This window comes from Nocardioides bruguierae (assembly GCF_023656415.1).
Lineage (GTDB): Bacteria > Actinomycetota > Actinomycetes > Propionibacteriales > Nocardioidaceae > Nocardioides > Nocardioides bruguierae.
On sequence record NZ_JAMOIL010000032.1, the window covers coordinates 22,533 to 44,386 of the forward strand.

A 21,854-nucleotide genomic window follows, 5' to 3' on the forward strand; every position below is an offset into this window, starting at 1 on the left:
GCTCGTCAGTCGACGAACCGAGCGGTCACCGAGCCCAGCGGCCCGCCGAACTCGGCGGTGACCGTGTCCCCGGCGCGGACGGGGATCGCGGCCGTCACCGACCCGGGCAGGATCACGTGGCCGGCCTCGAGCACCGTCCCCCACCGGCCGACCGTGTTGGCCAGCCAGACCAGGGAGGACAGGGAGGAGCCGAGCACGGCCGCACCCGTGCCGGTCTGCTGCACCTGCCCCTGCCGGCGCAGCACGCACCCGACGAGGCGCAGGTCGACGTCCGTCAGCCGGGTCGGGCGGGAGCCGAGCACCACGCCCGCGGCGGAGGCGTTGTCGGCGACGGTGTCGAGCAGGCCGATCCGCCAGTCCTCCACGCGGCTGTCCACGACCTCCAGGGCCGGCAGGACGACGTCCACCGCCGCGACGGCGTCGGCGACGGTCACCCCGGGTCCGGCCAGGGGCCGCGCCAGCACGAACGCGATCTCCGGCTCCACGCGGAGCGCGATCCACGAGGACGCCGGCACCGGCGCGTGCTCGAGGTGGAACATGCCGTCCCACAGGTGGCCGAAGTCGGGTTCGTCCACCCCCAGCATCCGCTGCATCGGCAGCGAGGTCAGGCCCACCTTGTGCCCACGCACCCGCTCGCCGCGCTCACGCCGCAGGCGCACCTGGGCCAGCTGGATCGCGTAGGCGTCGTCCAGGTCGAGGTCGGGGTAGGTCTCGGTGAGCGGTGGCACCGGACGCCGCGAGGCCTCGGCCTCGAGCAGGGCACGGGCCACCTCGTCGGTCTGCCGGTCGTCCATCACGTCCTGGAGCCTGCCAGACCGCGGGAGCAGCCCCGGCAGCGCAGGGCGCTCTTTACTTTCGCCGGACCCGCGTCGATCATGGTCGGCCTGCACACACCCTCGACACCCGGAAGCCCCCCACACCGTGAGTCGTGCCGTACACCCTGCCCCCGCCGTCGGAGCACCCGCCGACCTGCCAGGCTCTACGCCCGCTCCCGCACGCGTCCTGGTCGTCGAGGACGACCACGACCTGCGCGCGCTGGTCTGCCTGTTCCTCCAGCACGGCGGCCTCGCGCCGATGGAAGCCGCCGACTGCCTCCAGGCCCAGGCCGTCCTCGAGACCACCGACGTCGAGGTGGTGCTGCTCGACCACCTCCTCCCGGGGCACACCGGGGGCGAGCTGCTCGCCTCGTGCGCGCGGCTGCACGGGCCGCGGCGACCGGGCGTCGCGGTGCTCACCGGCGACCCCGACCGGGCCCTGGCCGCCGGCCTGCTGAGCGCGGGCGCAGACGCGGTGCTGCTCAAGCCGTTCGACCCTCCGCACCTGCTCAGGGTGGTGGGCCGGCTCGCCGGGGAGGCGACGCAGCGGCGGCTCGCGGGTCAGTCGCGCCGGTAGCGGCGCGCGGTCACGACCTGGCCGAGGGCGTCCTTGCGCACGTCCAGCTCGTGCTCGTGCGCGCGGTGCAGCTCGCGGGCGTGGAGCCAGGCGTCGTGGTCCTCGCTCGCGCGCAGCGCCTGGCTCGACGAGCGGACGACGCCGAACATGAGCAGGCCGGCGATGACGGCGGCGCTGAGCACCAGCCAGCTGTCCCAGAGAGCGACGTGCACGGTGATCTCCTGATCTCCTCGAGGGTCTTTTTCGCTACGCTACGCGTTGCGTTTCGACTTCCGGAGGCCACGTGACGGACCCCACCGACGACCTGACCCCGTTGCAGCGCGCCCGCCGCGCGCGCGTGGACGAGGCGGCGCTGGCGCTCCTGCGCGGCGGTGGCCCGTCCGCGGTGACGATGGAGGCGGTGGCCGCGACCTCCGGCGTCGCCAAGACCACGCTCTACCGCCGCTACCGCGACCGCGGCGACCTCCTGGCCGCCACCCTCGGGCGGGCCGTCCGGGTCTGGGAGCCCACCCCCACCGGCGACGTCCGCGCCGGCCTGCGTGCGGTCCTCGCCGAGACCCGGCGACAGATGCACGACGTGCTCGGCTCCGGCGGGCTGGCGGCGCTCGTCGCCGACGAGGACCCGGCCTTCACCGCTGCCGTCCGCGCCGTGCTGGTGCCCTGGGCGCAGGCGCTGTGCGACCTCGTGGCGGCCCACGCACGTGCCGGCACGGTGCGGCCGGACGTCGACCCCGACGCGGTGGTGACGCTGCTCCTCGGGGCCTACGTCGGGCACCTGCTCTGGCACCGGGACGTACCCGCGGGGGCCCTGGACCCGGCGGCCGACCTCATGTGGGTGGCCCTGACCGGTCGCCCGGCGACGCAGCCGCCCGGCTGATCCAGCGGGCCGCCGTCGTCCGCACCGAGGTGAGCGCGACCCGCGCGCCGTGGTGGGCCCGCTCGGCCGCGAGCAGCACCGGCACCGGCAGCTCCAGCGCGGTGGCCAGCACCGTCACCGCGACGGCGTGCTCGACCCGCAGCACCGACCGGTGGACTGCCGACCGCACCCCCTCGGCCAGGGCCCCCCGGCCGTGACGGGGACGGAGACCGCGCGCGCGCGTCCCGGCCTGCCGCGGCTCCGCGACGGTGCGCACGGAGGTCGGCGCGACCACCAGGGACTCGGCGACCGCCACGTGCGGCGCCGGCACGGGCGCCCGCTCCCGGGCCACGACCGCGGCCCGCGTGCCGTGCTCGGGCGTCGCCGGGGCCGCCCGCGCGGAGGTCGCGCCCGAGACCAGCAGGGCCGAGGCGAGCACGGCGGAGCAGCAGGCCCGGGCCGCCCGGCCGCGCGAGCCGGAGGAGTGTCGTTCGCTCATGGGCTCCACCGTGGGGAGGAGTCCGGCACGGGCGCTGAGAGGACGGCACGCGGAGGCTGTGGATCGGCGCCCGCCACGACATCCGCCAGGTCGGGTCAGTCCTCGGAGAGGACCTGCTGGGCGATCCGGAACGCCGTGTTCGCGTCCGGGACGCCGCAGTAGATCGCGGTCTGCAGGAGGCACTCCTTGATCTCCTCGACGCTGAGCCCGTTGGTCCGTGCGGCGCGCAGGTGCATGGCGAGCTCCTCGTGGTGCCCGCGGGCGACCAGCGCGGTCAGCGTGATGAGGGACCGCTGCCGCCGGTCGAGGCCGGGCCGGGTCCAGATGCTCCCCCACGCGTACTCGGTGATGAGCTGCTGGAAGTCCGCGGTCAGGCCGGTCGTCGCGGCGACGGCCCGGTCGACGTGCGTGTCCCCGAGCACCTCGCGGCGCACGCCCATGCCTGCCGCGCGCACCTCGGCCCGGGTCATCGCGTCACCGGAGGGCTCGCCCACCTCCGGGGCGACCTCGCCCAGCGCGTGTGCCCGCACGAGCGCGGCCACGACCTCCGGCGCCTCGACGGGGGCGAGGTGGCCGACGCCGTCCAGCACCTCGAGCCGGCCGTCGACGACGCCGTCGGCGATCTCGCCCAGGGTCGTCGGGGTGGTCACCGGGTCCTCGGCGCCGGCGACGGCGAGCACCGGTCTGCTGATCTCGCCGAGCCGGGCGCGGACGTCGAAGCCGGCGAGCGCGTCGCAGACGGCCACGTAGCCGCCGTCGACCGCGTCGGAGAGCGCGTGCAGCAGCGCCCCACCCGCCTCGGGCTCCTTCTCCAGGAAGCCCGGCCCGAACCAGCGCTGCGAGGAGCCGGCCACCATCGTCGGCGTCCCCGACGCGCGCACCGTGGCCATCCGCTCGCGCCAGGCCTCCTCGGTGCCGATCTTCGCGCCGGTGCACAGCAGCGTCGCGGAGAGCACCCGCTCGGGAGCGTCCAGCAGCAGCTGCAGTCCGATCGCGCCGCCGACGGAGTCACCGGCGTAGTGGAAGGCGACGGGGTGGATGCTGTCGGTCACCTGGTCCACGGTCTCCAGGACGGCGCCCGCCAGCTCCGCCATCGTCAGCGACTCCGGTGCCGAGCGGTCGTGGCCGTGTCCCGGGAGGTCGAACCCGACCACCTGGAAGTGCTCACCGAGCAGCACGGCCGCGCGCGACCAGAGCGTCGTCACCGAGGTGCCGAGCGAGGGGCCCAGCACGAGCAGCGGCAGGTCGGGTCGGCCTCCGAGACGGACGGCGGTGACGGACACGTGGATCTCCTCGGTGCTCGATCGGGTTCTCTGGCCATGCTGGCTGGTGAGCCTCGCTGGTGACTGTGGCGGGTGAGTCTGGCAGGCGTCCGCGGGTCAGCCGGACCGGTGCCCGGCACGGGCGAGCGCCTCGTCCACCACGGCGTCGACGAGGCCGAGGTAGGCGCCGCCGTCCCGGGCACCGGGCTCGTGCCCGGCCACCGCGGCCAGCGTCCGCTGCTCGGCGGTGAGGTCCTCGTGCAGGTCGGCCGCCCGCGCGGCCATGGACTCGACCCGCACCTCGAGGCCGGCGAGCAGGTCGGTCGCGTGCCGGGCGGCCACGACGGTGCGCCGCAGCAGGTCGGTCAGGGCTGCCCACTCGGCGTGCCAGGCGCCGTCCGCGCGCTCCTCCACCTGGTCGGCGGCGGCGGCGTGGAGGGTGGCGGCGAGGCCGGGGGCGGCCAGCGCGGAGCGGCGCAGCAGGACCGCCGCGGTGGGGTTGGCCTTGTGCGGCATCGTCGAGGAGCCGCCGGTGGCGGCCAGGCCCAGCTCGCCCACCTCGGGCCGCACGAGCACGAGGACGTCGCGAGCCACCCGCCCCCAGGCGTCGGTGGCCGTGACGCAGGCGTCGCCGATCGCGGTGACCGGACCGCGGGAGGTGTGCCACGAGGTGGCGTCCGCCAGGCCGAGGGCGTCGGCGAACCGGGCACGCACGGCCAGCGCACGGGCCACACGCTCGGAGGCCTCGCCCGGCCCCACGACCTCCAGCAGCCCCGACAGCGTGCCACCGGCACCACCGACCTGGACGGGGTAGCGCAGAGCGGCGAGCCGGTCACGCGCGTCGAGGACGCCCTGGAGCCAGCCCGCCGCGCGAGCACCGAACGTGGTCGGCACGGCCGGCTGCGTGAGGGTCCTGGCGGTGGTCACGGTGCCGCGGTGGGCGTCCGCGAGCGCCGCCAGCAGCGCCACCTGGGCGTCGACTTCCTCGGCCACGGCGACCAGGGCGTCGCGGGCCACCAGGACCAGCGCCGTGTCGACGACGTCCTGGCTGGTCAGGCCCCGGTGAAGCCAGGTGCGCGCCGGCTCGGGCAGGTGACCGCGCAGCTGACCGAGCAGGCCGATGACGGGGTTGCCCCCGCTCTCGGCGCCCTCGGCCAGGGCCCGTGGGTCGACCCGGTCGACCGCCGTCGTCCAGGCGTCGTCGTCCCAGGCGTCCGCCGGGGCCACGCCCGCCTCGACGAGCCCGCGCAGCCAGGTCTCCTCGACCAGCAGCAGCGCGTCGAGGTAGGCCCCCTCGCTCGCGAGCCGGCCCGCGCGGTGGTCGCCGGGCCAGAGCAGGGACGGGGCGGGGGTCTGCGGCACGCTCACGAGTGTCCCGGATAGGTCAGGAAGACCGTCTCCCCCTCGCCCTGGAGGCGGACGTCGAAGCGCAGGCCGTGCTCGTCCCGCTCGACCACGAGGGTGCCGGCGCGGTCGCCCACCGAGGTGAGCAGCGCGTCCGGCTCGGCCCCGTCCAGCGGCAGGTAGGCGCGGGTGAAGAGCCGGTTGAGCAGGCCGCGCGCGAACACCGTGACACCGAAGAACGGCAGCCCGCCGTCCACCGAGCCGGGCTCGAGGGTGGTGAAGGTGTAGCGGCCGGTGATGTCGGTCGAGGAGCGGCCGAATCCGGTGAAGGTGTGGCCGTCGCGGCGCATGGACCCGGTGCGCTGCGGCACGACACCGGCCGGGTCGGCCTGCCAGATCTCGACGAGGGCGTCCTGGAGCGGGGCGCCGGCGCCGTCGGTGACGGTGCCGTGCAGGAGGACCGCACCGGGGGTGCCGGGCGCGACCAGCTCGCGGTCGCCGTCGAAGGGCAGGGCGTAGTGGAAGAACGGGCCGATGGTCTGGCCGGGCGTGGCGGTCAGGGTGCTCACTGGTGGTCCTCCTCCTCGAGCGGGGTGCGGTGCGAGCCGGTGAGGACGATGTCCCACCGGTAGCCCATCAGCACCTCGGGCACGGACAGGTCGTGGTCGTAGGTGGACACGAGCCGCTCGCGCGCCTTGGGGTCGACGATGGACTGGTAGATCGGGTCGAGCGCGAACAGCGGGTCCCCCGGGAAGTACATCTGGGTGATCATCCGCTGGGTGAAGTCCGTGCCGAACAGCGAGAAGTGGATGTGCGCCGGCCGCCACGCGTTGAGGTGGTTGCGCCACGGGTAGGGGCCGGGCTTGATCGTGGTGAACGAGTAGGTGCCGTCGTCGTCGGTCAGGCACCGCCCCACGCCGGTGAAGCTCGGGTCGAGCGGGGCCGGGTGCTGGTCGCGCTTGTGGATGTAGCGGCCGCCCGCGTTGGCCTGCCAGATCTCGACCAGCTGACGACGCACCGGGCGGCCGTCGCCGTCCACGACGCGTCCGGTGACGAGCATCTTCTCGCCCTGGGGCTCGCCGCCGCGCTGGATGGTGAGGTCGGCCTCGAGCGGGTCGATGTCGCGCTCGCCGAAGCAGGGCGCCCACAGCTCGATGCCCTCGGGGTCGGCGTGGTGCGGGTCCTTGGTGGGGTGCCGCAGCAGGCTGGAGCGGTACGGCGCGTAGTCGACCCGCGGCTGGGTCTCCTCGACGCCGGCCTGCTCGTAGGCGTGCGCGGTCGCGGCGATCTCGGCGTCGATGACGGCCTGGGTCTCGGGTTGCGGGGTCACGGCGGTCTCCCTCGTCGTGCTGGGGCGGATAGGTCGGTGGTCGCGGGCCGCGGCTAGCGCTGCGGCCAGCCGGTGTAGCCCTCGGCCAGGTAGGCGGAGCCGGCCTCGCTGGAGGTGAGCCACTCCAGCTCGCCCAGCTGGCGACGTTCGTCGAACTCGGAGCCGTCGGCGGTGCGGTGCAGCATCGTGGTCATCCAGTAGGAGAAGTGCTGGGCCTTCCACACCCGGGCCAGGGCGCGGTCGGTGTAGGAGTCGAGCGCCGCGGCGTCGTCCTTGGTCAGCGCGCGCTCGAGGACCTCGGCGAGCACGCGGACGTCGGCCAGCGCGAGGTTGAGGCCCTTGGCGCCGGTGGGCGGCACGGTGTGGGCGGCGTCGCCGGCCAGCAGCAGGTTGCCGTGCCGCATGGGGGTCTGGACGAACGAGCGGAAGGGCAGGACGGACTTCTCGATGATCGGTCCGGTCCGCAGCTCGAAGTCGTCGTGGCCGGCGGTGCGCGCGTGCATCTCGGTCCAGATGCGGTCCTCGCTCCAGGCGGCCGGGTCCTCGTCGGCGTCGCACTGGAAGTACATCCGCTGGACGGTCTCGGTGCGCTGGCTGATGAGCGCGAACCCGTGCTCGGAGCGGGTGTAGACGAGCTCGTCGGCGCTGCGCGGTGCCTGCGTCATGAACCCGAACCAGGCGAAGGGGTAGGTGCGGAGGAACTGCTCGCGCGGGTCGACCAGCGCGCGGCAGGCGCTGCGGGAGCCGTCGGCGCCGACGATCACGTCGGCGACGACCTCGGCGGCCGCCCCGTCGACGTCGGTGAAGGTGACGCGCGGCCGGCCGAGCGCGTCGTGCACCTCGACGTCGGCCACGCCGTAGCGCAGGTCGCCGCCGTCGCGGGTGCGGGCCTCGTGCAGGTCGAGGAAGACCTCGGTCTGGGGGTAGAGCCAGACCGACGCGCCGACGGCCTGCTCGAAGTCGACGTGGTGGTTCTCGCCACCGAAGCGCAGGTAGATGCCGCCGTGCCGGTCGCCGTCGGTCAGGACGCGGTCGACGCCGGAGTCCACCAGGAGCCGCACCGCGTCGCGCTCGAGGATGCCGGCGCGGTGGGTCGTCCGGATCTCCTCGTGGGTGCGGTGGTCGAGCACGACGGACTCGATGCCGCCCAGGTGCAGCAGGTGCGACAGCATCAGGCCGGCCGGGCCGCCGCCGACGACGGCGACCCGGGTGCGGGTGGTTCTCACGTGGTTCTCCTCGCAGACGTGTCGGGCCGCCCGACCGGCGGTCAGGACCCACGCCCCGGAACGCTAGAGACCCACGTCACAGTCGTCCATGTCCGCCTTCCGCCCAGCGGAATCTCGATGCGACTCGGAGCAGGGCGGACCTGCCCGCGGAGACCTCAACCCTGCAGGCCACCTGCCGAACTGGAGCACGTGGCCCGCATCCTGATCTCCGAGTCGGACGACGACCTGCGTCTCGTCCTGCGGGTCCTGCTGCACCGCGAGGGGCACCAGGTGCTCGAGGCCCGCGACGGCCGCGAGGCCCTGCGCCTGCTGCTGACCGAGACCGTGGACCTGGCCGTCGTCGAGATCGGGCTGACCCAGCTCGACGGGCACGACGTCCTGCGCACGGTCCGCGACCAGCAGCCGACCGGGCGCCCCACGCTGGTCGCCCTCTACGGCCTCGGCGACCTGCTGCGCGACCGCGGCGTCCGGCAGGCCTACGTCAGCGGCGCCGACGACGTGCTGACCAAGCCGTTCGTCGTCGAGGACCTCGTGGACCGGCTGCGGATGCACCTCGACGAGCGTCAGGTGGCGGGCCCGCCGCCCTGGTGAGCAGGCCCTTCACACGATCTTCAGGGCCCCGGCACCGCGCGGCCGCCGCCACGCTCACCTGGGCCGCCGACGGGCCGATGAGCAGGACATGGGAAAGCTGCTCATCGCCGAGGACGACCAGGACCTGCGACTGCTCCTGCGGCACGTGCTGACCCGGGCCGGCCACGACGTCAGCTCGGTCGCCGACGGCGACACCGCCCTGCACGCCTCCTCGGTCGAGCGCTTCGACCTGCTGCTCCTCGACGTGCGGATGCCCCGCCGCGACGGCGCGGCCGTGCTGGCCGCCCTCGCCGCCCGACCCGAGCACCAGCGCCCGCGCGTCCTGGCGCTCTCCGGGGTCACCGAGGAGGACGAGGTGGACGCGCTGCGCACGCTCGGCGCCCACGACGTCGTCCTCAAGCCCGTCGACCAGCGCGCGCTGCGCGAGGCCGTCTCCGCCGCTCTGGACACGCCGCGCCCGGGCTGGCACGGGGACGACCTGCTGGCCGAGACGGCCTGAGCGCACCACCACGCCCGTTCCTCGCACATCGAGCACGAACAGCGCTATCATCGCCGCATGGCGATGAATCAGGGGCTGGACGCGACCGCCCTCGCGGCCCCGGACGGCGCGGCCGACGACGCGGCTGCCTTCCTCTTCCACGGCTTCGCCGACGCGTCCCGGCTGCGCCTGCTGCGCCACCTGCTCACCGGACCGCACCGCGTGCGGGACCTCACCGAGCACGTCGGCCTCGCCCAGTCGACGGTGTCGCGGCACCTGGCCTGCCTGCGCGACTGCGGCCTGGTCGACTCCCGCGCGCAGGGACGCGCCTCGGTCTTCTCGCTGACCCACCCCGACCTGGTGCTCGCGCTGCTCGGTGCCGCCGACGAGGTCCTCGACGCCACGGGCGCCCCGTGCCGGGGCCACGCCCACCCCGACGCCCGCCCCACCGACCACCTCGACGGGGAGCCCTCGTGAGCGCCGGGCACACCCACGGTCACTCCCACGGCCACGCGCTGCCCGCGGACCACCGCGGCCGCCTCGCCGTCGTCCTCGCCATCACCTCCACGGTGCTGGTGGCCGAGGTCGTCGGCGCCGTCCTCTCCGGCAGCCTCGCGCTGCTCACGGACGCGGCCCACATGCTCACGGACGTGGCGGGGCTGGTGCTCGGCCTCGTGGCCGCGTCCCTGGCGCGCCGCCCGAGCACCGACACCCACTCGTGGGGCTGGCGACGGGCCGAGGTGCTCGGCGCGGCCGCGCAGGCGGCCGTGCTGCTCGGCGTCGGGCTCTACGTGCTCGTCGAGGCCGTCTCCCGACTGCTGGACCCGGGCGAGGTCGATGCCGGGCCGATGCTGGTCTTCGGCGTGGTGGGCCTGGTCGGCAACATCGTCGGTCTGGCGATCCTGGCCGGCGCCCGCGGCGCCGACCTCAACCTGCGCGCCGCCTTCCTGGAGGTCCTCAACGACACGCTCGGCTCCGTGGCCGTGCTCGTCGCCGCCGGCGTCGTCCTGGCCACCGGGTGGCAGCGCGCCGACCCGGTCGCCTCGCTGCTGATCGTCGCGCTCATCGTGCCGCGCACGCTCGTGCTCCTGGGCAGCGCCGGCCGCGTCCTGCTGGAGGCGACCCCGCCCGGCCTCGACGTCACGACGCTGCGTGCACGACTGGGCACCCACCCGCACGTCGAGGCGGTGCACGACCTGCACGTGACCCAGGTGGCCACCGGCCTGCCGACCCTCACCGCGCACGTCGTCGTGGCGGACGAGTGCTTCCTCGACGGACACCTCGGCCCGCTGCTGGACGACCTCCAGTCCCTGCTGGCCACGGACTTCGACGTCGCGCACTCCACCCTGCAGTTCGAGTCCCGGCAGCACGCCGAGCACGAGCACGCGGCCCACCCCTGACGCCCCCGCGACCGCCGGGAGCACGTGCGTACCGCAGCGTGAGCGAACCCACCTGCATGAAGACCGCGTGAAGGCGGTGTGGACGCAGGCCGGGGTGGGTAGGACTGCGGTGGCAACGGAGGGAGCCACTCATGCAGCACCAGCAGCACCTGACCAGGACGACGGCCAGCGTCGGCGTCGCGCGGCACCACCTGCGCGCGGCCCTCGCGGACGCAGGCGTCGGTGACCCGGTCGCCTACGACGCACAGCTCGTCCTCACCGAGCTGGTGTCGAACGCGGTCGAGCACGGGCACCCGGACGCCTCGGGCGAGATCGAGGTCGGCTGGACGATCGACCCCGACCGCATCGTCATCGACGTGCGGGACGCCGGCCCGGCACCGCGCATCCACCCCGGCCGTCCGACCCCCGACTCCACCCGCGGGCGAGGCCTGCTGATCGTCGAGGACATCTGCTCCTCGTGGCACGTCGAGACCGACCACGGCACCCGGATCGTCGCCGAGCTGGCGCTCCAGGCAGCCTGAGCCTGCACCCCCGGGGCCGGCCGGGGCCGCTCACAACCGGCTGAACAGCACCCGCCGACCGTCGTCGTCGGTGACGGCCACCGCGATCGCGTCCTCGCGCAGGAGCGCGGACTGTAGGTTGCAGGTCATCTCGGCCTCCCCCACCCCGACGAACTCCCCGGCCGGCGACCACGAGCCGTCGGCGGCGCGGAAGACGGCACGGTACGTCTCGCCGGCGGTGAAGCCCTCGCCGGTGATCCGCAGCTCGGTGCCCCACGTGTGCGGCACCAGGCCGGCGTCCGAGACCTGCACGCCGGGCACGGTCCGCACGCTCAGCGGCTCCCACGGAGAGGTCGCCTCGTCCGGTCCGACGGTGCGGCCCACGCCGAAGCCCAGACCGGCGACGGCGACGACCACGGCGGCGGCGAGGCCCGCCCGCAGCACCCCGCGCCGGCGATTCCGGGCCCGGGCGCGCGCCAGCTCGTCCGCCTCGTCCGCCTCCCGGGCCGCGCGCTCCTCGGCCACCTGGGCGCGGATCGCGCGGCCGAGGTCGGGCGGCGGCGCGGGCGGCGTCTCGAGCGCCTCGAGGTCGAGCGCGGCCAGTCGCGCCGAGAGCGGGGCGATCTCGGCCAGGTCGGCCCGGCAGTCGGCGCAGCCGTCCAGGTGCGCGCGGACGCGGTCGGCCTCCGCCCCGTCCAGGTGGCCCAGCGCCAGGGGCCCCAGCGCCTCGCGCAGGCGCGCGTGCTCCTCGACCGGCTCCTCGCCCTCGTTCACGGCGCCACCCCCATCTCGTCCATCGCTGCCCGCAACGCCTTCAGACCGTAGAAGACGCGGCTGCGCAGCGTGCCCACCGGCACGCCCAGCTCACCGGCGACCTCGTCGTAGGGGCGCTCGCGCAGGTGCGTCTCCACGATGGCGGTGCGGTGGTGCTCCGCGACGCGTCGCAGCGCCTCCTCCAGCAGCCACCCCTCCAGCATCCGCTCCGTGGGGTCGGCGACCTCCTCGGCGCGCTCGGCGACGCTGGGCGGGTCGAGCAGCGTCGACTGCCACGGGCGCGCGCCGCTGGCCCGCGCGTGGTCGATCATCGCGTTCCGGGCGATGCCGAAGAGCCACACCCGCAGCGAGGAGAGCGTCGGGTCGAAGCGGTCCGCGTTGCGCCACGCCTTGAGGAACGTCTCCTGCGTGACGTCCTGGGCCGCGCCCGGGTCCCCGAGGCCACGCAGCAGGAAGCGGTAGATCTCCGGCCCGTGCCGCAGGTAGGCCGCGTGCACCTCGTCCTCGTCGGCGAGGCCGGGCAGCACCTCGGTCCTGCTCTCCTCGGGTGGCGCGCCTTCCGCGGGGCGTCGGGTGCGGGTGCTCGTGGCGGCGTCGTCCACGGCGGCTCCTCGGTCGCTGGGTGACGGCAGGGTCGTCCGTCACCCCTCGTTCGGTGTGCTCCGCGTCACGGATGGGTCCCCCGTCCGGGCGACAGCCGTGGACCAGACCGCGTCACGGATTTCTCGGGCCCGTCGTGAACGCGCCCGGGTCGGGCCCCGTACCCACCCCACGAGCGGCCTCCCCCGCCGGCCCCCGGCGGCGTCGCTCCCGCACGGCACCTCCGCGGCACCCCCGCGGACTCGAACCGACGAAGGGCCTGACGATGACCACACCTCCCACGACCGCACGCCCGGCTCGCGCCGGACGTCGCGGCCGCCTGCTCGGCCTCGCGGCCGGCTCCCTCACCCTCGCGGTGACGGGCCTGCTCCCGCTGGCACCCGCCCAGGCGGCGCCCGCCGAGACCAGCGAGCGGGTCCGCGTCGACGCCGAGACCGACCTGCGCAAGGCCGTCCGCGCCGCCAACCTCGCGGGCGAGCGGACCGTCGTCCGGCTCACCGAGGACATCGTCCTCACCCGGGACGGCGCGGGCGGCGCCTTCCGCGGCGACCTCGACGTCACCGGGCACCTCGTGGTGCGTGGCGGCGGGCACACGATCGACGCCGACGGCCTCGACCGGGTCTTCGACGTGGCCCCCGAGGCCACCCTGGTGCTCGACGACGTCCGGCTCGTGGGCGGCGCCGCGACCGAGACCGAGTCCGGCGGCGCTCTGCGCAGCGCCGGCACCCTCGTCGTGCGTCGCTCGGTGATCGCGGACAGCAGCGTCAGCGGCGCCGGCGCCTCCGGCGGCGCGATCATGAACGACGGCGGCTCGCTGGCCGTGGTCGGCTCGCGGCTGGTGCGCAACACCGCGGTCCGCGCCGGCGGCGCCATCGAGGCGCTGGAGGGCAGCACCGTCGTGCGTGGCAGCGTGCTGCGCGCCAACAGCACCGGATCCGAACCGGGCAACGGCGGCGCCCTGCACCTGACGGGCGGAGGCTCCGTCGAGGTCGTCGGCAGCCGCGTCCTGCGCAACACCGCCACCGCCGAGGGCGGCGGCCTGTGGAACTCCTCGACCGGCACCATGCTGGTGCGCCGCACCGTGCTGCGCGGCAACACCGCCGCCGGTGACGACGCCACCCAGGGTGGCGGCGGCCTCTTCAACGACGGCGGCGACCTGACCGTCCAGCGCTCGCTGGTGCTCGGCAACGACGCCACCGGCGCCGCCGGCTCCGGCGGCGGCGTGCTCAACGACAACGGCGGCGACCTCGTGGTCGTGGGCAGCACCCTGCGCGGCAACACCGCCCCGCGCGCCGGCGGCGGCATCGAGGGCACCGCCGGCACCATCACCGTCACCGACTCCCAGCTCACCGACAACAGCACCGGGGCGGTGCCCGGCAACGGCGGCGCCCTGCACGTCACCGGCGCGACCACGACGATCATCAGCACCACCCAGGTGCTCGACAACACCGCCGCCCTCGAGGGCGGCGGCCTGTGGAACTCCGCCACCGGCACCATGGAGGTCTGGGGCTCGACCGTCTCCGGCAACACCGCCTCCGGCGCCGCGTCCGACGAGGGCGGCGGCGGCCTGTTCAACCAGGCCGGCTCCCTGCTGGTGGTCGGCACCCTGGTCGACGGCAACACCGCGGACGGGACCCTGGGCTCCGGCGGCGGCGTGCTCAACAACGGCGGCACGCTCGAGATCGACCGGTCGGTCGTCTCCGGCAACACCGCCCAGCGGGCCGGCGGCGGCGTGGAGGCCAACGTCGGCACCACCCTCGTGCGGCGCAGCGAGCTGTCCGGCAACGACGCCGGCACCGGTCCCGGCAACGGCGGTGGCCTGCACCTCACCGGTGCCGGCACCGTGACCGTCCGCACCACCGACGTTCTCGGCAACACCGCCGTCGAGGGCGGCGGCCTGTGGAACTCGGCCACCGGCACCATGACGGTCGCCGCGTCCACGCTCACCGGCAACACCGCCACCGGCGGCGCCGAGCCCACCCAGGGCGGCGGCGGCCTCTACAACGACGGCACCCTGACGGTGCGCGACAGCGTGGTCAGCGACAACGACGCCACCGGCGCGCTCGGCTCCGGCGGCGGCCTGCTCAACGTCCTGGGCACCGTGACGATGAGCGACACCGTGCTGGACGACAACACCGCCGTCCGCGCCGGCGGCGCCCTCGAGACCAACGGCGGCGTGCTCGACCTCACCGCGGTGGACACCGCCGGCAACGTCACCGGCGCCAACCCCGGCAACGGCGGCGGTCTGCACGTGACCGCCGACGGCGTCGTCACCTGGGCCGGCGGCACCGTGACCGGCAACTCCGCGGCCAACGAGGGCGGCGGCCTGTGGAACTCCGGCACCGGCTCCATCACGGCCACCGACCTGGTCGTGAACGGCAACACCGCGCCGACCGGCCCGGACGTGTTCAACGTCGGCGGTCCGTTCAGCCTCAACGGCGCGAACGTCCCCGCCAGCTGATCCCCGCTCGTCCCGGCTCCCCTGCGGGACGGACCCGCTGCCCGGCACCGGTCTCAGGTGCCGGGCAGCGGTGCCTGAGACCGGTGTCCGCGGAGCAGCGGGTGGTGTGAGGTGCCGGCGTTCCGGGGAGGCTCCCCAGGATGTCCGAGACACCGCAGCCCCCGACACTGGCCGGCCGGTACCGCCTCGAGCGCCTCATCGGCAGCGGCGGCGCCGCCGACGTCCATCGCGCCACCGACCTGGTGCTCGACCGCGCCGTGGCGGTCAAGGTGCTGCGCGCCGGCACCACCGCGCTCGAGGACGACACCACCGCCCGGGCCCGCTTCGACAGCGAGGCCCGACTGCTGGCACGCCTCTCCGACCCCGGCCTGGTCGCCGTGCTCGACGCCGGCACCGACGAGACCGGCGGCGACCGCCGCCCCTTCCTGGTCCTGGAGCTCGTCGAGGGCGGCTCGCTCTCCGACCTCGTGGCCCGCGGCCCGCTCGACCCCGAGGCCGTCGCCCGGATCGGGTCCTCCGTCGCCGGCGGCCTGGCCGCCTGCCACACCGCCGATGTCGTGCACCGCGACGTCAAGCCCGCCAACGTCCTGATCGACCGGGCCGGGCACGCCAAGCTCACCGACCTCGGCATCGCCCGGCTCCTCGACAACACCGACGGTCACACCCGCACCGGCACGACCATCGGCACGGCCGCCTACCTCGCCCCCGAGCAGGCCCGCGGCGACCACGTCACCCCCGCGGCCGACGTCTACTCCCTCGGGCTCGTGCTGCTCGAGGCGCTCACCGCCACCCGGGCCTTCCCGGGGACGCCGGCGGAGTCGGCGATCGCCAGGCTCAGCCGCGACCCCGTGGTGCCGGACGACCTGCCCGACGGCTGGGCACCACTCCTGCGCGAGGCCACCTCGGCCGACCCGGCGGCCCGGCCCACCGCGGCCGACCTCGCCGGTCGTCTGGCGTCCCTCGCCGCCGACCCCACCGGCCCCGCGCCCACCGCGGTGCTGGCGGCGGAGGACGCCACCGCCGTGCTCGACGACCAGGGCGCCCGGGGCCGCGGCGCCGGTGCGCTGGGTGCCGGTGCGCTGGGTGCCGGTGCGCTGGGTGCCGGTGCGCTGGGTGGTGCTGCGCTGGGTGGTGCGGCTGCGGCCACCGCGCCCACCTACGGAGCCCCGACCAGCGCGGCCCCTGCGGCCGCCGGGGATGCTGGGGACGCCGCGACCACGCAGGTCGCGCCCACCCCCGCCGCCACCGGCACCACCGCCGGCGAGCGTCAGGACCGACGTCGCCGCCCGGGGGCCGTGCCGTTCGCGCTGGGCGGGGTCGCGCTGGCGGTGCTGCTCGCGGTCGGCGCCGCGGCGGTGCTGGGAGGTGGCTCGGACGAGAGCCCGGCCGGGGCGACCACCTCGGAGTCGACGTCGCGGTCCTCCGACTCCTCGGACCCGGCGTCCGAGGTCGCGAGCACCACCTCGACGCCCGAGCCGTCGGAGACCCTCGACGACAAGGAGGCCGAGAAGGCCTCCCGCGAGGCGGAGAAGGAGGCCGAGAAGGCCTCCCGCGAGGCCGAGAAGGAAGCCGAGAAGGCCGCCAAGGAGGCCGAGAAGGAGGCGCGGGAGGCGGCCAAGGACTGACCGCCCGGCCCGCGGCGACCCCTCAGTCGGTCTTCGGGCCGGTCGGCTCGGCGGAGGCGCCGGTGCTGCCGTCGTCCTGCTGGTGCTCGTCGGCGGGGGTGGGCTGGTCGCCGTAGACGCCGGCCTCGCGGGCGACGCGGGTCTTGCGCAGCTGGCGGGCCATCGACCAGCCGAGCAGGCCGACGGCCACGAACATCAGCACGATGACCAGCACGCCGACCCAGCCGGCGGTCACGTCGTCGACCTCCGGGGCGGGGTCCAGCGGGTTGCTCAGCGGGAGCAGGGTCATCAGGGTCAGGGCGTTCACGCGTCCTCCTCGACGAGGTCCGTGGTGTCGGCGGTGGCGGCCTGGTCCGCGGCCTCGGTGGTGCTCTCGGGCACGAGGCCCTCGAACAGGTCGCTCTCGGGGCCGATCGCACCCGCCCGGTTGACCACGAGCTCGTAGTCCTCGGTCGGCCACACGGCGGCCTGGAGCTCGCGCGGGATCGCGAACCAGTGTCCGTCGGGGTCGATCTGGGTGGCGTGCGCGAGCAGCGCCTGGTCCCGCACGCCGAAGAAGGCCGAGCACTCGACCTTGGTGGTGACGCGGGCGTCCCACTCCGGCTCGGGCTTCCACTGCGCCAGCCGCTCGGTCCACGGCGACTCCAGGCCGTGCTCGAGCATCGCGGCGTGCAGGGACTCCATGCGCTGCCGGTTGAACGAGTGGTGGTAGTAGAGCTTGGTGACGCTCCACGGCTCGCCCAGCTCGGGGTAGCGCTCGGGGTCGGCGGCAGCCTCGAACGCCTCGACGGCGACCTTGTGGCACATGATGTGGTCGGGGTGGGGGTAGCCGCCACGCTCGTCGTAGGTGGTGAGGACGTGGGGCTTGACCTCGCGGATCAGCTTCACCAGCGGGGCCGCGGCCTCCTCCAGCGGCACGAGGCCGAAGCAGCCCTCGGGAAGCGGCGGCTTGGGGTCGCCCTCGGGCCACCCGGAGTCCACGAAGCCCAGCCACTCCTGGGTGATGCCGAGGATGTCGCGGGCCCGCTCCATCTCCTGGCGCCGCACCTCGGTGATGTTCTCGAGGATGTCGGGGCGCTCCATCTTCGGGTTGAGGATCGAGCCCCGCTCACCACCGGTGCAGGTCGCGACGTGCACCTGCGCGCCCTGGGCCACGTACCGGGCCGTGGACGCCGCCCCCTTGCTCGACTCGTCGTCGGGGTGGGCGTGGACGTGCATGAGGCGCAGACCCGCGTAGGGCAGGGCCTCGGACTGCTGCGGCATGTCCTCCATCGTAGGAGCGCCCGTCCCCGGCACCGAACCGCGGGCGGCACGCAGCCGCGACGGGCCCTGTGGAAGGGCTGCGGCCAGTTGGACCCTCCCGTGCCGTCTGGGACGATCGCAGGCGTGAGCACCACCCCCGGCCCTGGTACCGGCCCCGCGCAGCAGCCCGCCCGGCACGACGACGAGCTGGCGCACCGGTACGGCCGCCCCGCCCGCTGGCCGTGGGTCGTGGGCCTGCTGGTGACGCTCGTCCTCGTCGGCGTCGCCGGCTCGATGGTCGCCTGGACGGCGCTGCGCTCCTCCGACCCGGCCGTGCAGTCCGCCGTCCTCGCCTTCGACGTCGTCGACGAGCACCAGGTGGACGCGTCGGTGCGGATCGAGATGTCCGACGACGCCGAGGACGTGCAGTGCACGCTGCGGGCCTACGCCGAGGACAAGTCGACCGTCGGCGAGACCACGTTCTCCCCGTCCGGGTCCGGGCGCTTCGAGGTCGACATCCGGACCGAGCGGCGGGCCACGTCCGTCGAGGGCCTGGGCTGCACCGCCGCCGGCCAGGAGCGCGCTCGCTGACCCGTCCCCGGCCCCACACCTGCCACTCGCCTCGCTCGACCGGGTGGTCCGCAGGACCTGCAGGTGGGGCGCGAGGTTGTTAAACTGGTCGTTCTGACTTCACTCGCCGGGCCACCGCGAGGTGGCCCGCCCGGTCTCCCCGGGTCGTGGTCACGTTCGTGGCACACCGGAGGACGAGGTCAGAGCCTCCCCGGCCTCCCGCCGGGAGGGCCGCACCCGCACCCGAGAATCCCTCGGGAGCCGACCGCCGGAGCCGGCACAGGCACCGCGGCAGCACCCGGACGTCTTCACGGTAGGAGTAGGAATGACTCAGTCCACGGAGCAGGGCACCATCTGGCTGACCCAGGAGGGCTTCGACAAGCTCAAGTCCGAGCTCGCCGACCTGGAGGGACCCGTGCGCCAGGAGGTCGTCGAGAGGATCTCCGCCGCCCGCGACGAGGGCGACCTCAAGGAGAACGGCGGCTACCACGCCGCCCGCGAGGAGCAGGGCCGGCTCGAGGGCCGCATCCGCCAGCTCAAGGACATGCTCGAGCGTGCCCAGGTCGGCGAGACCCCCGAGGACGACGGCACCGTCGCCCCCGGTTCCAAGGTCACCTACAAGTTCGTCGGCGACGACGACGACGAGGCCGAGACCTTCCTCCTGGCCGCCCGAGAGATGGAGGACACCGTCTCGGAGGACATCAAGGTGTACTCCCCGCAGTCCCCGCTCGGCAGCGCCATCATCGGCGCCAAGGTCGGCGACACCGTCGGCTACGAGGCCCCCAACGGCCGCACGCTCGAGGTGGTCATCCTCGACGCGAAGCCGTACTCCAGCTGAGCGCACCCGCCTCCGCGACGCCACGGCGCCGGTCCCCGCACCCGGGGGTCGGCGCCGTCGTCCGTCCGGATCCCATCCCCCCAGCCCCCACCGCCGAGGCGGCCGCAACTTTCGGGCGCCGCGGGGGGGGGGGTGGGTGGGGGCGGGGCAGGAGACGGCCCGTCGGCACCCCACCCCCCCCCCCCCCCCCCCCCTGCCGCCACCACCTGGCGCCCGACTCGGCGGGGTCTGAGGCTGGGGCCGGGTCAGGAGACGACGCGGTAGCCGCACTCGCGCAGGCGGGCCACGAGGGTGGCGGACGACTCCGCGCCCCGCGTCTCCAGCTGGAGCCGGACCTCGACCTCGTCCATCGACAGCGCCGGCGAGGTGCGGGCGTGCCCGACCTCGAGCACGTTGCCGCCGTGGGAGCCGATCTCGGTCAGGAGCGCGGCCAGGCCGCCGGGGCGGTCCGGCAGCGTGACGATGAGGTCGAGGTAGCGACCCGCCGCGGCCATGCCGTGCCGGATCACCTTGCCGAGCAGCAGCGGGTCGATGTTGCCGCCGGAGACGACCGCGACGGCCGGCGTCGGGAACCGGGACGGGTCGTCGAGCATGGCGGCCACCGCGGCGGCACCGGCCGGCTCGGCGACGAGCTTGGCCCGCTCGACCAGCCCCTGCACAGCCCGGGCCAGGAGGTCCTCGGAGACGGTGACCACGTCGTCCACGTGCTCGCGGACCGCGGCGAGGGTCAGCTCGCCAGGGGCGCCGACGGCGATGCCGTCCGCCATCGTGGCCAGCTGCGTCAGCGGCACCGGACGCCCCTGCGCGAGCGAGGCGGGGAAGGCCGCCGCGTCCTTGGCCTGGACGCCGATCACCCGGACGTCGGGGCGCAGGGTCTTCACCGCGATCGCGACACCGGCCAGGAGGCCGCCTCCGCCGGTGGGCACGACGACGCTGGCGAGCTCGGGCAGCTGCTCGACCAGCTCGAGGCCGACGGTGCCCTGCCCCGCCACGACGTCGACGTGGTCGAAGGGGTGGATGAAGACCGCGCCGGTGGACTCGGCGTGCTCCTGGGCCGCGGCCAGCGCGGTGGTCAGCGAGGAGCCGGCGAAGACGACGTCGGCGCCGTAGGCCCGGGTCGCGCGCTCCTTGGGGATCGGTGCGCCCTCGGGCATGTAGACCGTGGCGCGGATGCCGAGCAGCTGCGCGGCCAGCGCCACGCCCTGCGCGTGGTTGCCGGCCGAGGCCGCGACCACCCCGCGGGCCCGCTCGGCCTCGCTGAGCCGGCTCAGCCGCAGGTAGGCGCCGCGGATCTTGAAGGAGCCGGTGCGCTGGAGGTTCTCGGCCTTGATCCGCACCTCGCCGCCGGCCAGTGCGGTGAGCCAGCGGGACTCCTCCAGCGGCGTCGGCACCGCCACGTCGGCCAGCACCGCGCGGGCGGCCTCGATGTCGGCGAGGCCGACCGGCAGGGCGCTCACAGCCGCTCCCCCTCGTCCGATCCCGACGCGGGGGCGGCGTCGGCCGCCACCGGTGGCGCGTCCCCGGGGGCGGGCTCGGGCTCGCCCGGGGCGGAGAGCGAGGCCAGGTGCAGGACGACGGCGTTCAGCGCGGCGGCGGCCGGCACCGCGACCAGCGCGCCGGCGATGCCCGCCACGAGCACACCGACCGCGATGGCGACGATCACCGCGAGCGGGTGCACCGAGACCCAGCGGCCCATGAGGAACGGCTGGAGGATGTGGCCCTCCAGCTGCTGGACGACGATGACGCCGACGAGCATCACCAGCGCGGCCACGGCGCCCTGGTCGACGAGCGCCACGAGCACCGCCACGGTGCCGGCGATGGTGGCGCCGATCATCGGGATGAAGGCGCCGAGGAAGACCAGCACGCCGATCGCGAAGACGAACGGCAGGCCCATCACCTGGGCCCAGATGCTGATGCCGAGCGCGTCCACGAACGCCACGATCACGGTGGCGCGCACGAACTGGGTCAGCGAGATCCAGGCGACGTGGCCGGAGGAGTCCACCCGGTCGCGGGCGGCCCGGGGGGCGATCCGCACGACCCAGCCCCAGATGCGGGAGCCGTCCGCGAGGAAGAAGTAGGTGGAGAACAGGGCGATGAACAGGCCGGCGAAGACGTGGCTGAGCGTGGTGCCCAGCTCGGTGATGCGCGAGATCAGCTGCGAGGGCTGGCCGGGCTCGGCCGTGAACTGCTGCGTGATGTAGAGCTGCGCCTCGTTGATGTAGTCGTCGATCTGGGTGTCGCTGGCCTGCAGCGGCCCGTTCTTGAGCCACTCCCGGATCTGCCCGAGGCCCTGCACCGTGGAGTCGGCGAGGTCGTTGGCGCCGTTGGCGATCTGCTGCCCGACGAACGTGAGGGCGGCGCTGATCAGCGCGAGGCCGACGACGACCGTGACCAGGGCGGCCAGGCCGCGCGGCAGCACGCGGCCCAGGAGGTTGACGACCGGCACCACCAGGGCGCTGAGCAGCAGCGCGACCAGGATCGGCACCACGACCACCGAGAAGTACGCCACCAGGTAGGCGATCAGCCCGCCCGCGGCGACGATGACGAGGAACCGCCAGGCCCAGGCCGCGGCCAGGTCGACCCCGGGCGGGACCTTCGCGGAGACCGGGGTGTCCCCGCCGACGTCCGGCATGGCCAGCTGGCGCTCGCGCTCGAGCCGCAGGGCGCTCCACTGGGCGTTGAGCTGGGCGATCTGGCCCAGCACGCCGCGGGCGCGCTCCTCCTCCGCCTCCCGGGCACCCCGGGCCGCGGCCCGGACGGCCCGCCGGCGGGCCGCCTCCTCGCGGTTGCGGGTGCGCGCGGGCGAGGACTGCTCCTCGTCCGGCTCGGGGGCGCCTGCGCGGGGGTCCTGGTCGTCCACAGGCAG

25 protein-coding genes are annotated in these 21,854 nt (G+C 75.1%); 11 read left to right on the forward strand and 14 right to left on the reverse strand.

The window, feature by feature from the left end; all coding sequences use genetic code 11:
- Positions 1 to 5 precede the first annotated feature (5 nt).
- A complete protein-coding gene (locus M8330_RS18615) occupies positions 6 to 797 on the reverse strand; it encodes a 2-keto-4-pentenoate hydratase (RefSeq protein WP_250828541.1) in 792 nt (263 codons plus the stop codon).
- 124 nt (positions 798 to 921) lie between these two features.
- Here M8330_RS18615 and M8330_RS18620 point away from each other — a divergent pair, with 124 nt between their 5' ends.
- The gene (locus M8330_RS18620) at positions 922 to 1,392 is read left to right on the forward strand and encodes a response regulator (RefSeq protein ID WP_250828542.1); all 471 of its coding nucleotides are present in this window, start codon (positions 922 to 924) and stop codon (positions 1,390 to 1,392) included.
- On the opposite strand, the gene M8330_RS18625 is transcribed toward M8330_RS18620, so the two are convergent.
- Positions 1,377 to 1,604: a hypothetical protein gene (locus M8330_RS18625; RefSeq protein WP_250056665.1), complete on the reverse strand. Its 228-nt coding sequence runs from the start codon at positions 1,602 to 1,604 to the stop codon at positions 1,377 to 1,379. The two genes, M8330_RS18620 and M8330_RS18625, sit on opposite strands and share 16 nt — an antisense overlap.
- Positions 1,605 to 1,675: 71 nt before the next feature.
- Here M8330_RS18625 and M8330_RS18630 point away from each other — a divergent pair, with 71 nt between their 5' ends.
- Positions 1,676 to 2,269 carry a TetR/AcrR family transcriptional regulator gene (locus M8330_RS18630; protein ID WP_250828543.1) on the forward strand — a complete coding sequence of 198 codons (594 nt, stop codon included), beginning with the start codon at positions 1,676 to 1,678 and terminating at the stop codon, positions 2,267 to 2,269.
- Here M8330_RS18630 and M8330_RS18635 read toward each other — a convergent pair.
- From M8330_RS18635 to M8330_RS18660, 6 genes are all read right to left on the reverse strand, one after another.
- On the reverse strand, positions 2,220 to 2,747 hold the full coding sequence (locus tag M8330_RS18635) for a hypothetical protein (protein ID WP_250828544.1): 528 nt from the start codon (positions 2,745 to 2,747) through the stop codon (positions 2,220 to 2,222). The genes M8330_RS18630 and M8330_RS18635 overlap by 50 nt on opposite strands.
- A gap of 95 nt (positions 2,748 to 2,842) precedes the next feature.
- Positions 2,843 to 4,030, reverse strand: a complete 1,188-nt coding sequence (pcaDC, locus tag M8330_RS22840; RefSeq protein ID WP_250828545.1) for a bifunctional 3-oxoadipate enol-lactonase/4-carboxymuconolactone decarboxylase PcaDC — start codon at positions 4,028 to 4,030, stop codon at positions 2,843 to 2,845.
- Positions 4,031 to 4,126: 96 nt separating this feature from the next.
- Positions 4,127 to 5,371: a lyase family protein gene (locus M8330_RS18645; RefSeq protein ID WP_250828546.1), complete on the reverse strand. Its 1,245-nt coding sequence runs from the start codon at positions 5,369 to 5,371 to the stop codon at positions 4,127 to 4,129.
- 2 nt (positions 5,372 to 5,373) lie between these two features.
- A complete protein-coding gene (pcaG, locus tag M8330_RS18650) occupies positions 5,374 to 5,922 on the reverse strand; it encodes a protocatechuate 3,4-dioxygenase subunit alpha (protein ID WP_250828547.1) in 549 nt (182 codons plus the stop codon).
- Positions 5,919 to 6,683, reverse strand: a complete 765-nt coding sequence (gene pcaH, locus M8330_RS18655; RefSeq protein WP_250828548.1) for a protocatechuate 3,4-dioxygenase subunit beta — start codon at positions 6,681 to 6,683, stop codon at positions 5,919 to 5,921. The genes pcaG and pcaH overlap by 4 nt, the downstream gene beginning before the upstream one ends.
- A 53-nt stretch (positions 6,684 to 6,736) precedes the next feature.
- Positions 6,737 to 7,909, reverse strand: coding sequence for a 4-hydroxybenzoate 3-monooxygenase (locus M8330_RS18660; protein ID WP_250828549.1), 1,173 nt, complete (start codon positions 7,907 to 7,909; stop codon positions 6,737 to 6,739).
- Between the two features lie 189 nt (positions 7,910 to 8,098).
- Between M8330_RS18660 and M8330_RS18665 the strand changes: the two genes are divergently transcribed.
- The 5 genes from M8330_RS18665 (at position 8,099) to M8330_RS18685 (ending at position 10,899) form a co-directional block, all read left to right on the forward strand.
- Entirely contained in the window at positions 8,099 to 8,500 is a 402-nt protein-coding gene (locus M8330_RS18665) for a response regulator (RefSeq protein WP_250056671.1), read from the forward strand.
- 88 nt (positions 8,501 to 8,588) lie between these two features.
- Positions 8,589 to 8,999 (forward strand): response regulator, encoded by a 411-nt coding sequence (locus M8330_RS18670; RefSeq protein WP_250828550.1) that lies wholly within the window; start codon positions 8,589 to 8,591, stop codon positions 8,997 to 8,999.
- A 57-nt stretch (positions 9,000 to 9,056) separates the two neighbouring features.
- Entirely contained in the window at positions 9,057 to 9,455 is a 399-nt protein-coding gene (locus M8330_RS18675; protein WP_250056673.1) for an ArsR/SmtB family transcription factor, read from the forward strand.
- On the forward strand, positions 9,452 to 10,378 hold the full coding sequence (locus tag M8330_RS18680) for a cation diffusion facilitator family transporter (RefSeq protein WP_250828551.1): 927 nt from the start codon (positions 9,452 to 9,454) through the stop codon (positions 10,376 to 10,378). The genes M8330_RS18675 and M8330_RS18680 overlap by 4 nt, the downstream gene beginning before the upstream one ends.
- A gap of 131 nt (positions 10,379 to 10,509) precedes the next feature.
- Positions 10,510 to 10,899 carry an ATP-binding protein gene (locus tag M8330_RS18685; RefSeq protein ID WP_250056675.1) on the forward strand — a complete coding sequence of 130 codons (390 nt, stop codon included), beginning with the start codon at positions 10,510 to 10,512 and terminating at the stop codon, positions 10,897 to 10,899.
- A 30-nt stretch (positions 10,900 to 10,929) separates the two neighbouring features.
- On the opposite strand, the gene M8330_RS18690 is transcribed toward M8330_RS18685, so the two are convergent.
- Positions 10,930 to 11,652, reverse strand: coding sequence for a zf-HC2 domain-containing protein (locus M8330_RS18690; RefSeq protein ID WP_250828552.1), 723 nt, complete (start codon positions 11,650 to 11,652; stop codon positions 10,930 to 10,932).
- Complete coding sequence (locus M8330_RS18695) at positions 11,649 to 12,254, reverse strand: sigma-70 family RNA polymerase sigma factor (protein ID WP_250828553.1); 606 nt, start codon at positions 12,252 to 12,254, stop codon at positions 11,649 to 11,651. Before M8330_RS18695 ends, M8330_RS18690 begins: the two co-directional genes overlap by 4 nt.
- 263 nt (positions 12,255 to 12,517) lie before the next feature.
- On the opposite strand from M8330_RS18695, the gene M8330_RS18700 reads away from it, so the two are divergent.
- Together M8330_RS18700 and M8330_RS18705 are read left to right on the forward strand one after the other, a co-directional pair.
- Positions 12,518 to 14,713, forward strand: coding sequence for a beta strand repeat-containing protein (locus M8330_RS18700; protein ID WP_250828554.1), 2,196 nt, complete (start codon positions 12,518 to 12,520; stop codon positions 14,711 to 14,713).
- Positions 14,714 to 14,853: 140 nt separating this feature from the next.
- Complete coding sequence (locus tag M8330_RS18705; RefSeq protein WP_250828555.1) at positions 14,854 to 16,338, forward strand: serine/threonine-protein kinase; 1,485 nt, start codon at positions 14,854 to 14,856, stop codon at positions 16,336 to 16,338.
- A gap of 22 nt (positions 16,339 to 16,360) precedes the next feature.
- Here the strand turns inward: M8330_RS18705 and M8330_RS18710 are convergent, their stop codons facing one another.
- Both M8330_RS18710 and mca read right to left on the reverse strand, forming a co-directional pair.
- The gene (locus tag M8330_RS18710; protein ID WP_250828556.1) at positions 16,361 to 16,645 is read right to left on the reverse strand and encodes a hypothetical protein; all 285 of its coding nucleotides are present in this window, start codon (positions 16,643 to 16,645) and stop codon (positions 16,361 to 16,363) included.
- Complete coding sequence (gene mca, locus M8330_RS18715) at positions 16,642 to 17,601, reverse strand: mycothiol conjugate amidase Mca (RefSeq protein ID WP_250056683.1); 960 nt, start codon at positions 17,599 to 17,601, stop codon at positions 16,642 to 16,644. The genes M8330_RS18710 and mca overlap by 4 nt, the downstream gene beginning before the upstream one ends.
- 123 nt (positions 17,602 to 17,724) lie before the next feature.
- Here mca and M8330_RS18720 point away from each other — a divergent pair, with 123 nt between their 5' ends.
- Positions 17,725 to 18,171 carry a DUF4307 domain-containing protein gene (locus M8330_RS18720; RefSeq protein ID WP_250828557.1) on the forward strand — a complete coding sequence of 149 codons (447 nt, stop codon included), beginning with the start codon at positions 17,725 to 17,727 and terminating at the stop codon, positions 18,169 to 18,171.
- A gap of 304 nt (positions 18,172 to 18,475) precedes the next feature.
- A complete protein-coding gene (gene greA, locus M8330_RS18725) occupies positions 18,476 to 18,988 on the forward strand; it encodes a transcription elongation factor GreA (protein ID WP_250056687.1) in 513 nt (170 codons plus the stop codon).
- 245 nt (positions 18,989 to 19,233) lie between these two features.
- On the opposite strand, the gene ilvA is transcribed toward greA, so the two are convergent.
- Both ilvA and M8330_RS18735 read right to left on the reverse strand, forming a co-directional pair.
- Positions 19,234 to 20,445: a threonine ammonia-lyase gene (gene ilvA, locus M8330_RS18730; RefSeq protein WP_308196312.1), complete on the reverse strand. Its 1,212-nt coding sequence runs from the start codon at positions 20,443 to 20,445 to the stop codon at positions 19,234 to 19,236.
- Complete coding sequence (locus tag M8330_RS18735; RefSeq protein ID WP_250828558.1) at positions 20,442 to 21,848, reverse strand: AI-2E family transporter; 1,407 nt, start codon at positions 21,846 to 21,848, stop codon at positions 20,442 to 20,444. Before M8330_RS18735 ends, ilvA begins: the two co-directional genes overlap by 4 nt.
- Positions 21,849 to 21,854 lie beyond the last annotated feature (6 nt).